The organism is Streptomyces sp. NPDC030862 (assembly GCF_055571835.1).
Window position 1 is genome coordinate 849,826 of sequence record NZ_JBVIEN010000002.1, and the last position, 12,774, is coordinate 862,599.

Consider the following 12,774-nt stretch of genomic DNA (forward strand, 5'->3'; position numbering starts at 1 on the left):
GGGTTCCGTCCGCGGGGAGGGATCCTACTTGTGAGGGGGGTTACGGGTGGGCGGTAGGGTGGCGCGAAATGGTGGCGCACCTGTGAACCTCCGCAAACAAATGGGTCATTCGGAGCGCCACGGCAGGACTTCGACGACGTGGGCGACGCTCGACGTCCGGGGTCGTCTCCGACACCTCGGCGTCCGAGGTCGTTCCCGACGCCTCGACGCCCGAGGCCGTCTCCGACGCCTCGACGACGATCCACGCACGACATCCACGCACGACATCCACGCACGACATCCACGAGGGGAAGCAGCAGGTGAGTATGACGGCCCCAGCCGCGGCCACCGGAACGGGTCACCCGGCTCCCGCGACACCGTCCGGCGGCGGAACGGGATTCTGCCGCGTCACGGTCGTCGCGCCCGACGGCCGCGTCGACGTGGCACTGCCCGAGGACATCCCGGTCGCCGACCTCTACCCCGAGGTCCTCAGGCTGTCCGGCCAGAGCCCCGCGCCCGGCGCCCCCGTCGGCTACCACCTGGTGCGCCGCGACGGCACCGTGCTCGACAGCGCGCGCTCGCTGGCCGCGCAGCGCATCCTCGACGGGGAGCTGCTCTCGCTGCGCCCCTTCGCCGAGTCGCTGCCCCCGGCGGTCTTCGACGACGTCGCCGACGCGGTCGCCTCCGCGGTAGCCCGCGACCGCACCCTGTGGTCCGACGCCCTGATGCGCGGCGCCGGCCTCTTCGGCGGCTCGGTGCTGCTGGTGCTGGTCGCCTTCGTGCTGTGGACGGCCGACCCGCGGCACGACATGAACGGCCTGCCGGGCATCCTCGCCGGCATCACCGGCGTCCTGCTGCTCGCGCTCGCCGGCGTGCGCGCCCGGGTCTACGACGACCGCGGCTCGGCCATCGCGCTGGGCATCGGCGCCATGGCGAACGCCGCGGTCGGCGGAGCCGGCCTGCTGCCGCTCACCGCGGGGCAGGGCATCGGCAAGCTGCAGTTCCTGCTGGCCTGCGCCGCCGTCCTGGTCGTCTCCGTGATCCTGACGATCGTGGCCCCCGGCGGCGACGGCCCCTTCGTCGCGTTCGTCTTCGCCTCGGCCGTCGGCCTGCTGGTGACCTTCGTCGCCATCACCACCGAGATCACGCCCGCCGAGACCGCCGCCGTCTGCGCCCCGCTCGCCGTGGGCGCGCTCGCCTTCCTGCCGGGCCTGTCCACCCGCTTCGCCCGCCTCCCCATCGGCTTCGACCCGCCCCGCACCTCCGTCGGCGGTTACGGGGCCGAGCCCGAGAACCAGGGCCCCGTCGACGCCGAGCGCATCGCCGCCCAGGCCCGGCGCGGCCACGAGCTGCTGGTCGGGCTCGTCGGCGGCTGCGCGCTGCTGGCCGTCGGCGCCTCGGCGGTCCTCGGCTTCTCGGACAACGTGTGGGGGCAGCTGCTGGCCCTCGCCACGGGCGTCGCGATGCTGATGCGCGCCCACCTCTTCCGGTACACCGCCCAGGTCGGCTGTGCGCTCGCCGCCGGCCTCGGGTCACTCGTCCTGCTGGGCCTGGGGCTGTGCCTCAACCCGCCGGCGACCCTGATCCGCGACGCCCTGCGGGGCGACGGCACCGCGCTGGACATCCGTACGATCTGGCTCACCGCGGCGGTCGCCGCCGTGGCCGCGCTGATCGTCTCGATCGGGCTGATCGTGCCGCGCAAGGGCGTCACGCCCTTCTGGGGCCGGTTCCTGGAGATCGCGGAGTCCTTCGTGCTCCTCACCCTCGTACCGCTGTGCCTGGCGGTCTTCGACGTCTACCACTCCATCCGTGCGCTGACGTCCTGACCGGGCCTGGTACGCTGTGTGACGGCCGTTTGTGTACGCGCACCCGGAGAGACCGCTCTCTGGAGTGCAGCGCCCATCGTGCCTTCGCCTCCGAGTCACCGAAGCTCCCCTGAGACCAAGACCAGGGGCACTCGCAGGCGCATCGAACACCAATGAGGAGTACCGAGTGTCTCTCGACGCCGCTACGAAGAAGCAGATCATGGCCGAGTTCGGCACCAAGGAGGGCGACACCGGCTCCCCCGAGGTCCAGGTCGCGATGCTCTCCCGCCGCATCTCGGACCTGACCGAGCACCTCAAGACCCACAAGCACGACCACCACTCCCGCCGGGGTCTGCTGATCCTGGTCGGCCAGCGCCGCCGCCTGCTGCAGTACCTGGCCAAGAAGGACATCCAGCGCTTCCGTGCGCTGGTCGACCGCCTCGGCATCCGCCGCGGTGCGGCCGGCGGCGCCAAGTAAGTCGCCGTGAAGGGAGCGGTTCCCACGCTGATGGGGCCGCTCCCTTTGCTGTTGCTGTAAGTGGCGTACGGCCCCCAAGGGGTGTACGCGCTGTGAGTGGGAATGCCAACCTGAGCCAAAGCTCAGTAATCTGGTCGCACAACGCAATAACGAAAACGCCATAAAAGCCGCCAAGGCTGGCTGGGAGAGGCGCCCCTCGCCGTCGCCGGTCCTCGGTAGTGGCCCCCGGGAGGGACATCCCGGGTGCTTCGATCGAAGACCGGCCCGCACACAAGGCGCGCTTCTCCGCCCCGTCCCCCGCCACACGGGCGTCTGGGGACGCAAAGACGACAAGTAAACGGAGAAATCGCTAGTGGAGAACGAGACCCACTACGCCGAGGCCGTCATCGACAACGGCACCTTCGGCACCCGCACCATCCGCTTCGAGACGGGCCGCCTGGCCAAGCAGGCCGCCGGCTCCGCCGTGGCCTACCTGGACGACGACACCATGGTGCTGTCGGCCACCACGGCCTCCAAGAAGCCCAAGGACCAGCTCGACTTCTTCCCCCTGACGGTCGACGTCGAGGAGCGGATGTACGCGGCCGGCAAGATCCCCGGCTCCTTCTTCCGCCGGGAGGGCCGGCCCTCCGAGGACGCCGTCCTCACCTGCCGCCTGATCGACCGGCCGCTGCGCCCCTCCTTCAAGAAGGGCCTGCGCAACGAGATCCAGATCGTCGAGACGATCATGGCGCTCAACCCCGACCACCTGTACGACGTGGTCGCGATCAACGCCGCCTCCTGCTCCACGCAGCTGGCCGGCCTGCCCTTCTCCGGCCCGATCGGCGGCACCCGTGTCGCCCTGATCAAGGGCCAGTGGGTCGCCTTCCCGACGCACACCGAGCTCGAGGACGCCGTCTTCGACATGGTCGTCGCGGGCCGCGTCCTGGAGGACGGCGACGTCGCGATCATGATGGTCGAGGCCGAGGCCACCGAGAAGACGATCGAGCTCGTCAAGGGCGGTGCCGAGGCCCCCACAGAGGAGGTCGTCGCCGCCGGTCTCGAGGCTGCGAAGCCGTTCATCAAGGTCCTCTGCAAGGCCCAGGCCGACCTGGCCGCCAAGGCCGCCAAGCCGGTCGGCGAGTTCCCGGTCTTCCTCGAGTACCAGGACGACGTCCTGGAGGCGCTCACCACCGCCGTCAAGTCGGAGCTGTCGCAGGCCCTGACCATCGCCGGCAAGCAGGAGCGCGAGGCCGAGCTGGACCGCGTCAAGGAGATCGCCGCCGAGAAGCTGCTCCCGCAGTTCGAGGGCCGCGAGAAGGAGATCTCCGCCGCGTACCGCGCGCTGACCAAGAAGCTGGTCCGCGAGCGCGTCATCAAGGACAAGGTCCGCATCGACGGCCGCGGGATCACGGACATCCGTACCCTCGCCGCCGAGGTCGAGGCCATCCCGCGCGTGCACGGCTCCGCGCTGTTCGAGCGTGGCGAGACCCAGATCCTGGGCGTCACCACCCTCAACATGCTCCGCATGGAGCAGCAGCTGGACACCCTCTCCCCGGTGACCCGCAAGCGCTACATGCACAACTACAACTTCCCGCCGTACTCCGTCGGCGAGACCGGCCGCGTCGGCTCCCCGAAGCGCCGCGAGATCGGCCACGGCGCGCTCGCCGAGCGCGCGATCGTGCCGGTGCTGCCGTCGCGCGAGGAGTTCCCGTACGCGATCCGCCAGGTGTCCGAGGCCCTCGGCTCCAACGGTTCGACGTCCATGGGCTCGGTCTGCGCCTCCACCATGTCGCTGCTGAACGCCGGTGTGCCGCTGAAGGCCCCCGTCGCCGGTATCGCCATGGGCCTGATCTCCCAGGAGATCGACGGCGAGACGCACTACGTCGCCCTCACCGACATCCTCGGTGCGGAGGACGCCTTCGGCGACATGGACTTCAAGGTCGCCGGTACGAAGGAGTTCGTCACCGCCCTCCAGCTCGACACCAAGCTGGACGGCATCCCGGCCTCCGTCCTGGCCGCGGCCCTCAAGCAGGCCCGCGACGCCCGCCTCCACATCCTCGACGTGATGATGGAAGCGATCGACCGCCCGGACGAGATGTCCCCCAACGCCCCGCGGATCATCACCGTCAAGATCCCCGTGGACAAGATCGGCGAGGTCATCGGCCCCAAGGGCAAGATGATCAACCAGATCCAGGAGGACACCGGCGCCGAGATCACGATCGAGGACGACGGCACCATCTACATCGGTGCCCAGGTCGGTTCGCAGGCCGAGGCCGCCCGCGCCACGATCAACGGCATCGCCAACCCGACCATGCCGGAGGTCGGCGAGCGCTACCTGGGTACGGTCGTCAAGACCACCACCTTCGGCGCGTTCGTCTCCCTGATGCCCGGCAAGGACGGCCTGCTGCACATCTCGCAGATCCGCAAGCTCGCCGGTGGCAAGCGCGTGGAGAACGTCGAGGACGTGCTCGCGGTCGGCGCCAAGGTGCAGGTCGAGATCGCCGAGATCGACCAGCGCGGCAAGCTCTCCCTGGTCCCCGTGATGGCGGACGAGGACGCCGCCGCCGAGGGCGAGACGAAGGACGACACCGACCAGTGACGTCCCGTAGTTCGAAGGCGACGGCCCGCACCTCCTCGGAGGCGCGGGCCGTCGCCCGTACCCAAACGCTTCTGCCGGGCAAGGACGGCATCGGCACCGTCCGCCGCACCACCCTCCCCGGCGGCCTGCGCATCGTCACCGAGACCCTGCCCTCCGTACGCTCCGCCACCTTCGGCATCTGGGCGCACGTCGGCTCCCGCGACGAGACGCCCGCCCTCAACGGCGCCACGCACTACCTGGAGCACCTCCTCTTCAAGGGCACCCGCACGCGGTCCGCCCTCGACATCTCCTCCGCCATCGACGCGGTCGGCGGCGAGATGAACGCCTTCACGGCGAAGGAGTACACCTGCTACTACGCGCGCGTGCTCGACACCGACCTGCCGCTCGCCATCGACGTGGTGTGCGACATGCTCACCGGCTCGCTGATCCTCCAGGACGACGTCGACGCCGAGCGCGGCGTGATCCTCGAAGAGATCGCCATGACCGAGGACGACCCGGGCGACGTCGTCCACGACCTGTTCGCCAAGACGATGTTCGGCGAGACCCCGCTGGGCCGCCCGGTCCTCGGCACCGTCGACACCATCGAGGCGCTCACCGCGGACCGCATCCGCCGCTTCTACAAGAAGCACTACGACCCCACCCACCTGGTCGTCGCCGCCGCCGGCAACGTCGACCACGCCACGGTCGTACGCCAGGTCCGCCGCGCCTTCGAGAAGGCCGGCGCCCTCACCCGCACCGACGCCGTCCCCGTCGCCCCCCGTGACGGCCGGCGCGCCATCCGCACCGCGGGCCGCGTCGACGTCGTCAGCCGCCGCACCGAGCAGGCCCACGTCGTCCTCGGCATGCCGGGCATCGCCCGCACCGACGACCGCCGCTGGGCCCTGGGCGTCCTGAACACCGCCCTCGGCGGCGGCATGTCCTCGCGCCTCTTCCAGGAGGTCCGCGAGAAGCGCGGCCTGGCCTACAGCGTCTACTCGTACACCTCGGCCTTCGCCGACTGCGGCCTGTTCGGCGTGTACGCGGGCTGCCGACCCAGCCAGGTCCACGACGTCCTCAGGATCTGCCGCGACGAGCTCGACCGGGTCGCGCACGAGGGCCTGAGCGACGACGAGATCGAGCGCGCCATCGGCCAGCTCAAGGGCTCCACCGTCCTCGGCCTGGAGGACACCGGCGCCCTGATGAACCGCATCGGCAAGAGCGAGCTGTGCTGGGGCGACCAGATGTCGGTCGACGACATGCTCGCCCAGATGGCCGCCGTCACCCCCGACGCCGTACGGGACGTGGCCGCCGAGCTCCTCGGACAGCGCCCGTCGCTGTCCGTGATCGGCCCCCTGAAGGACAAGCAGGCCGACCGCCTCCACGACGTGGTCGCGTAACCGCACATCCGCCATGGAACCGAAGGAAGAAGTACGAGCATGAGCAGCAAGCTGCGCGTCGCGGTCATCGGCGCCAAGGGCCGCATCGGCTCCGAGGCCGTACGCGCCGTCGAGGCCGCCGAGGACATGGAGCTGGTCGCGGCCCTCGGCCGGGGCGACAAGCTGGAGACCCTCGCCGAGACCGGCACCCAGGTGGCGGTGGAGCTCACCACCCCCGACTCGGTCATGGACAACCTCGACTTCTGCGTACGCCACGGCATCCACGCCGTCGTCGGCACCACCGGCTGGACCGAGGAGCGCCTCGCCCGGCTGTCCGGCTGGCTGGAGGAGTCGCCCGACACGGGCGTCCTCATCGCCCCGAACTTCTCCATCGGCGCGGTCCTCACCATGAAGTTCGCGCAGATCGCGGCGCCCTACTTCGAGTCCGTCGAGGTCGTCGAGCTCCACCACCCCAACAAGGTGGACGCCCCCAGCGGCACCGCGACCCGCACCGCCCAGCTGATCGCCGCCGCCCGCGCCGAGGCCGGCTGCGCCCCGCAGCCCGACGCGACCGCGACGGCCCTGGACGGCGCGCGCGGCGCGGACGTCGACGGCGTCCCCGTCCACGCGGTACGCCTGCGGGGCCTGCTGGCCCACCAGGAGGTGCTGCTCGGCGGCGAGGGCGAGACGCTGACGGTCCGGCACGACTCGCTGCACCACAGCAGCTTCATGCCCGGCATCCTGCTCGGCGCCCGCCGCGTGGTCACCACCCCGGGCCTCACCTTCGGCCTGGAAAACTTCCTGGACCTGGGCTGATGCGCGCCAAGCTCACGTATTTCCTCACGGCTGCCGTCCTGGTCGTCTACTTCGTCCTGGTCGGCAGCCGTGGCGTGATGCTGATCCAGCAGGGCACCGCGCTCACCGTCACCTTCGGCTGCGCGGTGCTCGTCCTGCCGGTCATCGGTGTCTGGTTCCTCTGGAAGAACACCCAATTCGTCACCAAGGCCAACCGCCTCGCCGCCGAACTGGAAGCCGAGGGCGGTCTCCCGGCCGACGAGCTGAAGCGCACTCCGAGCGGCCGCGTCGACCGCGAGGCCGCCGACGCCGTCTTCGCGCGGCGCCGCGCCGAGACCGAGGACTCCCCGGACGACTGGCGCTGCTGGTTCCGCCTCGCGGTCGCCTACCACGACGCCCGCGACACCCCGCGCGCTCGTAAGGCGATGCAGCACGCGATCGCCCTCCACGAGGGCCGGCGCCCGGTCAGTCGCTGAGCGCGTACTCCGAGCTCCACGCCATCACCCGGGCCGCCGCCCGGTCATACGCCTCGACCCGCGCCAGGAAGTCCGCGTTGTGGTCGGTGAGCAGCGCCAGCTGCTCACCACCCTGCCGTACGAGCACGAGGACCTGCCCCTGGACGGTGCGCGGCAGCCCGAGCCACCGCACGGGCTGCTGCACCGTCCGCACCGCGGAGATCCGTCCCCACGGCACGGTCACCGTCCGGAAGAACCCCACCCGGCGCACGCCCGCGCGGCTCACCCACGTACCCATGCGCAGCAGCCGCAGCGCAGCGCCGATCACCAGCGCGGCCAACCCCAGGCAGACCGCCGCCCCGGGCAGCGCCCCGGCGAAGGCGATGATCATCGACGCCAGCAGGACGAACGAGGCGAGCAGCAGCGCCAGCGCCGCGGCCCCCACCCGCCAGGGCCCCGGCCGGTACGGACGGCGCCACTGGTCGTGGTCCTCGTAGGGAAGGGCGACGTCCTCGCTGGTGTCGAAAGCACGGTCGGCCGTCAGGAAGGGCAGGGGCACGACGGATCCTCACTCATACACACGCTCGATGGGGCTGTGCCCGGTGAGGCTACCCAGCACCTTCCGGACCGGCCACCGCAGGGTGGCCGCAGGGATTCACCGGCCCTGGGAGGCCTCGGACTGCTGTGTGTGACCTGCCGAGGGGCCGCTCTCCAGTGCGGGCATCCCGAAGAGGAGCGATCCCATCAGCCCGGCCGCGACGGTCAGCCCGATCAGCGTACGACCGGCGACCTCGGACAGGCTGGGACGCTCGCGGGGCGGAGGAGTGACGTTACTGCGGAAGCGCTCGGCCTCCGCGACGAAGGCGAACGGGACTGCCTCACGCCGGCCGAACATGTGTGAGAACCCTCCTTGAAACTCGTGACGGACACTGCTACCGGGTCAGACGCATGAAGCAGCGGTTTGGTGCCCCTTTCGGTGCCCGAATTCCAGGGATTCATGTGCTGTCGGTGCCGCGACGTAGAGTGGGCGCCGCCCGAGCGACGCGATTGGAAGGACCCCCGCCGGTGAGCGACACCCCCGCCGAAGACCTCAAGCCCAGCTTCCGCAGCGATGTGACCGTCGAGCTGGTCAAGCACAGCGCCGCCGACTCCGACGTCCTGTGGGCGGCCCGCGTCTCCACGGCCGGCGAGCAGTCCCTGGACGAGCTGCAGAAGGACCCGGAGCGCTCCAAGGGTCTGATCAACTACCTGATGCGGGACCGGCACGGCAGCCCCTTCGAGCACAACTCGATGACGTTCTTCATCAGCGCCCCGATCTTCGTGTTCCGCGAGTTCATGCGCCACCGCGTCGGCTGGTCGTACAACGAGGAGTCCGGCCGCTACCGCGAGCTCCAGCCGGTCTTCTACGTCCCCGACACCTCGCGCAAGCTGGTCCAGCAGGGCCGCCCGGGCAAGTACGTCTTCGTCGAGGGCACCGAGGAGCAGCAGGCGCTCGTCGAGCGCACGATGGAGTCCTCCTACGTCCAGGCGTACGAGGCGTACCAGGAGATGCTCGCGGCGGGCGTCGCCCGCGAGGTCGCCCGCTCGGTCCTGCCGGTCGGCCTCTTCTCCTCCATGTACGCCACCTGCAACGCCCGCTCGCTGATGCACTTCCTCGGCCTGCGCACCCAGCACGAGCTGGCCAAGGTGCCGTCCTTCCCGCAGCGGGAGATCGAGATGGTCGGCGAGAAGATGGAGGAGCACTGGGCGCGCCTGATGCCGCTCACGTACGCCGCCTTCAACGCCAACGGCCGCGTCGCCCCGTAAACGGCGGCCCGGAGCCCGCGGGGGGACCGCGGCCGGGAACCCGCGCACAGGGTGCCCGAAGTGTCCGTATTGCGACGTTCCGAGAAGTTCATCTAGGCTGATCAAACGGACCCGGCACTGCTTGAACCCCCGAGCAGGCAGTGCCGGGCTCCACCTCCCCAAGCGTCCCCCGAGGGGACCCCACGCGCTGAGCAACGAGTAGCGTGTTACCCATGGCTCCGATCTCGACTCCGCAGACCCCCTTCGGGCGGGTCCTCACCGCTATGGTCACGCCCTTCACGGCGGACGGCGCACTCGACCTCGAAGGCGCACAGCGGCTCGCCACCCACCTGGTGGACGCAGGCAACGACGGCCTGGTCATCAGCGGCACCACCGGTGAGTCCCCGACCACCAGCGACGCGGAGAAAGAGCAGCTCGTACGGGCCGTGCTCGAAGCAGTCGGAGACCGCGCCCACGTCGTCGCCGGCATCGGCACCAACGACACCCACCACTCCATCGAGCTCGCCCGTGCCGCCGAGCGCGCCGGCGCACACGGCCTGCTCGCCGTCACCCCGTACTACAACAAGCCCCCGCAAGAGGGCCTCTTCCGCCACTTCACCGCCATCGCGGACGCCACCGGCCTCCCGGTGATGCTGTACGACATCCCCGGCCGCAGCGGCGTCCCGATCGACACCGAGACGATCGTCCGCCTCGCCGACCACCCGCGCATCGTCGCCAACAAGGACGCCAAGGGCGACCTCGGGCGCGCGAGCTGGGCCATCGCCCGCTCCGGCCTCGCCTGGTACTCCGGCGACGACATGCTCAACCTCCCGCTGCTCTCCGTCGGCGCCTGCGGCTTCGTCTCCGTCGTCAGCCACGTCGTCACCCCGGAGCTCCGCGCCCTCCTCGACGCGTACCTCACCGGCGACGTCCAGAAGGCGACCGAGGTCCACCAGCAGCTGCTCCCGGTCTTCACCGGCATGTTCCGTACGCAGGGCGTGATCACCACCAAGGCCGCCCTCGCCCTCCAGGGCCTCCCGGCCGGGCCGCTGCGCCTGCCGCTCGTGGAGCTCAGCCCGGAGGAAACCGCCCAGCTCAAGATCGATCTCGCTGCCGGCGGGGTACAGCTGTAGCAACAGACTTCATAACCGAATAGCCCAACAACTGAACACAAGATCAATAACAGACAACAGCAAGTGCACGAATGTCACGCGCGCCACGTGCCCAAGCGGTACGTGGCGCGTGTGGTGAGGAGAGTCTTTTGAGTCATCCGCATCCTGAACTGGGCGCGCCCCCGAAGCTGCCCAAGGGCGGCCTGCGCGTCACCCCGCTCGGCGGTCTCGGTGAGATCGGCCGGAACATGACCGTGTTCGAGTACGACGGCCGACTGCTGATCGTCGACTGCGGTGTCCTGTTCCCCGAGGAGGAGCAGCCCGGCATCGACCTGATCCTGCCGGACTTCACCACCATCCGGGACCGCCTCGACGACATCGAGGGCATCGTCCTCACGCACGGCCACGAGGACCACATCGGTGGCGTCCCCTTCCTGCTCCGGCTGAAGCCGGACATCCCGCTGATCGGCTCCAAGCTGACCCTCGCCCTGATCGAGGCCAAGCTCCAGGAGCACCGCATCCGCCCGTACACCCTCGAGGTCGTCGAGGGGAACCGCGAGCGGCTGGGCCCCTTCGACTGCGAGTTCATCGCGGTCAACCACTCCATCCCGGACGCCCTGGCCGTCGCCATCCGCACCCCTGCGGGCATGGTGGTGCACACCGGCGACTTCAAGATGGACCAGCTCCCGCTGGACAACCGCCTCACGGACCTGCACGCCTTCGCCCGGCTCAGCGAGGAGGGCATCGACCTCCTGCTGTCGGACTCCACGAATGCCGAGGTCCCGGGCTTCGTCCCGCCCGAGCGCGACATCTCCAATGTCATGCGCTCGGTCTTCGCGGGCGCCCAGAAGCGCATCATCGTGGCGAGCTTCGCCAGCCACGTCCACCGCATCCAGCAGATCCTCGACGCGGCCCACGAGTTCGGCCGTCGGGTCGCCTTCGTCGGACGCTCGATGGTCCGCAACATGGGCATCGCCCGTGACCTGGGCTACCTCCGCGTCCCGCCGGGTCTGGTCGTCGACGTCAGGACGCTCGACGATCTTCCCGACCACGAGGTCGTGCTGGTCTGTACGGGTTCCCAGGGCGAGCCGATGGCGGCCCTGTCCCGCATGGCCAACCGGGACCACCAGATCCGCATCGTCCAGGGCGACACGGTGATCCTGGCGTCCTCCCTCATCCCGGGCAACGAGAACGCGGTCTACCGCGTGATCAACGGCCTCACCCGCTGGGGCGCCAACGTCGTCCACAAGGGCAACGCCAAGGTCCACGTCTCGGGCCACGCCTCGGCCGGCGAGCTGCTGTACTTCTACAACATCTGCAAGCCGCGCAACCTCATGCCGGTCCACGGCGAATGGCGCCACCTGCGCGCCAACGCCGAGCTCGGCGCGCTGACGGGTGTCCCCAAGGACCACATCGTCATCGCGGAGGACGGCGTCGTGGTCGACCTGGTCGAGGGCCGCGCCCGGATCGTCGGCAAGGTCCAGGCGGGTTACGTGTACGTCGACGGACTGTCGGTCGGCGACGTCACCGAGGTCCACCTCAAGGACCGCCGCATCCTCGGCGAAGAGGGCATCATCTCGGTCTTCGTGGTGGTCGACTCCACCACCGGCAAGATCACCGGCGGACCGAACATCCACGCCCGCGGCTCCGGCATCGAGGACAACGCCTTCGACGCGGTCATCCCGAAGATCGCCGAAGCCCTGGCCCGCTCGGCTGCCGACGGCGTCGCCGAGCCCCACCAGCTCCAGCAGCTGATCCGCCGCACCGTCGGCAAGTGGGTCTCCGACACCTACCGCCGTCGCCCGATGATCCTCCCTGTGGTCGTCGAGGTCTGACGCCCCGTCGGGCCCGACCTGGAGCGGGGCACCTCGATTTGCATCGGGGCGCCCCGCTCCAGTACGTTTACGGCTCCGCCTGACCGGGAACCCGGCACATCCGTGTGCCAGCGAGGGTCCTCGGAGGACCGGAAATACCGACTCAGAATCTCTGATAAAGTCGGTCCGGTCGAAAGGCAGCCGAAAGGCAAAGGCCCTCCAACGGCCACTGGAAACTGAATCCGAACCGGAAACGGAACGGAAAAAGAATCTGGTAAGGTTGGAAACACGAAAGACCGAAGGGAAGCGCCCGGAGGAAAGCCCGAGAGGGTGAGTACAAAGGAAGCGTCCGTTCCTTGAGAACTCAACAGCGTGCCAAAAATCAACGCCAGATTAGTTGATACCCCGTCCATCTTCGGATGGCGAGGTTCCTTTGAAAAGTCCTTCCAATGGAAGGCACACAGCGAGGACGCTGTGTGCGACCGGGATTATTCCTCCCGATCGCACCGCTCTCGTGGTGTCATCCCGATTACGGGAAAACATTCACGGAGAGTTTGATCCTGGCTCAGGACGAACGCTGGCGGCGTGCTTAACACATGCAAGTCGAACGATGAACCC

11 protein-coding genes and 1 rRNA gene are annotated in these 12,774 nt (G+C 69.5%); 10 read left to right on the forward strand and 2 right to left on the reverse strand.

All coding sequences use genetic code 11. The features are described 5' to 3' along the window. The first annotated feature begins 305 nt into the window (after positions 1-305). The 6 genes from eccD (at position 306) to ACZ42X_RS08120 (ending at position 7,466) form a co-directional block, all read left to right on the forward strand. Complete coding sequence (gene eccD / locus ACZ42X_RS08095; protein ID WP_361429065.1) at positions 306-1,805, forward strand: type VII secretion integral membrane protein EccD; 1,500 nt, start codon at positions 306-308, stop codon at positions 1,803-1,805. A gap of 166 nt (positions 1,806-1,971) precedes the next feature. After that, on the forward strand, positions 1,972-2,262 hold the full coding sequence (gene rpsO / locus ACZ42X_RS08100) for a 30S ribosomal protein S15 (RefSeq protein WP_003958228.1): 291 nt from the start codon (positions 1,972-1,974) through the stop codon (positions 2,260-2,262). Between the two features lie 352 nt (positions 2,263-2,614). After that, complete coding sequence (locus tag ACZ42X_RS08105) at positions 2,615-4,840, forward strand: polyribonucleotide nucleotidyltransferase (RefSeq protein ID WP_468285551.1); 2,226 nt, start codon at positions 2,615-2,617, stop codon at positions 4,838-4,840. After that, on the forward strand, positions 4,837-6,216 hold the full coding sequence (locus ACZ42X_RS08110; RefSeq protein WP_468285554.1) for a M16 family metallopeptidase: 1,380 nt from the start codon (positions 4,837-4,839) through the stop codon (positions 6,214-6,216). Before ACZ42X_RS08105 ends, ACZ42X_RS08110 begins: the two co-directional genes overlap by 4 nt. Before the next feature lie 39 nt (positions 6,217-6,255). Then, the gene (dapB, locus tag ACZ42X_RS08115) at positions 6,256-7,011 is read left to right on the forward strand and encodes a 4-hydroxy-tetrahydrodipicolinate reductase (protein ID WP_361429059.1); all 756 of its coding nucleotides are present in this window, start codon (positions 6,256-6,258) and stop codon (positions 7,009-7,011) included. Beyond that, positions 7,011-7,466, forward strand: a complete 456-nt coding sequence (locus ACZ42X_RS08120) for a hypothetical protein (RefSeq protein ID WP_468285558.1) — start codon at positions 7,011-7,013, stop codon at positions 7,464-7,466. Before dapB ends, ACZ42X_RS08120 begins: the two co-directional genes overlap by 1 nt. Here the strand turns inward: ACZ42X_RS08120 and ACZ42X_RS08125 are convergent. Together ACZ42X_RS08125 and ACZ42X_RS08130 are read right to left on the reverse strand one after the other, a co-directional pair. Then, positions 7,456-8,004, reverse strand: coding sequence for a hypothetical protein (locus ACZ42X_RS08125; RefSeq protein ID WP_468285561.1), 549 nt, complete (start codon positions 8,002-8,004; stop codon positions 7,456-7,458). The genes ACZ42X_RS08120 and ACZ42X_RS08125 overlap by 11 nt on opposite strands. A 96-nt stretch (positions 8,005-8,100) precedes the next feature. After that, the gene (locus ACZ42X_RS08130) at positions 8,101-8,340 is read right to left on the reverse strand and encodes a hypothetical protein (RefSeq protein WP_361429053.1); all 240 of its coding nucleotides are present in this window, start codon (positions 8,338-8,340) and stop codon (positions 8,101-8,103) included. Positions 8,341-8,510: 170 nt separating this feature from the next. On the opposite strand from ACZ42X_RS08130, the gene thyX reads away from it, so the two are divergent. From thyX to ACZ42X_RS08150, 4 genes are all read left to right on the forward strand, one after another. Continuing rightward, positions 8,511-9,251, forward strand: a complete 741-nt coding sequence (thyX, locus tag ACZ42X_RS08135; protein WP_361429051.1) for an FAD-dependent thymidylate synthase — start codon at positions 8,511-8,513, stop codon at positions 9,249-9,251. A 212-nt stretch (positions 9,252-9,463) separates the two neighbouring features. Then, positions 9,464-10,363 carry a 4-hydroxy-tetrahydrodipicolinate synthase gene (dapA, locus tag ACZ42X_RS08140; protein WP_361429049.1) on the forward strand — a complete coding sequence of 300 codons (900 nt, stop codon included), beginning with the start codon at positions 9,464-9,466 and terminating at the stop codon, positions 10,361-10,363. A 128-nt stretch (positions 10,364-10,491) separates the two neighbouring features. Beyond that, a complete protein-coding gene (locus ACZ42X_RS08145; protein ID WP_361429047.1) occupies positions 10,492-12,177 on the forward strand; it encodes a ribonuclease J in 1,686 nt (561 codons plus the stop codon). A gap of 521 nt (positions 12,178-12,698) precedes the next feature. Further along, a 16S ribosomal RNA gene (locus ACZ42X_RS08150) occupies positions 12,699-12,774 on the forward strand; the annotation flags it as partial.

What these genes read in the sequence shown, in the direction of transcription:
- eccD (WP_361429065.1), top strand. Translation starts at nt 306, where the DNA reads ATGACGGCCCCAGCCGCGGCCACCGGAACGGGTCACCCGGCTCCCGCG.
- dapB (WP_361429059.1), top strand. Translation starts at nt 6,256, where the DNA reads ATGAGCAGCAAGCTGCGCGTCGCGGTCATCGGCGCCAAGGGCCGCATC.
- ACZ42X_RS08120 (WP_468285558.1), top strand. Translation starts at nt 7,011, where the DNA reads ATGCGCGCCAAGCTCACGTATTTCCTCACGGCTGCCGTCCTGGTCGTC.
- ACZ42X_RS08130 (WP_361429053.1), bottom strand. Translation starts at nt 8,340, where the DNA reads ATGTTCGGCCGGCGTGAGGCAGTCCCGTTCGCCTTCGTCGCGGAGGCC.
- dapA (WP_361429049.1), top strand. Translation starts at nt 9,464, where the DNA reads ATGGCTCCGATCTCGACTCCGCAGACCCCCTTCGGGCGGGTCCTCACC.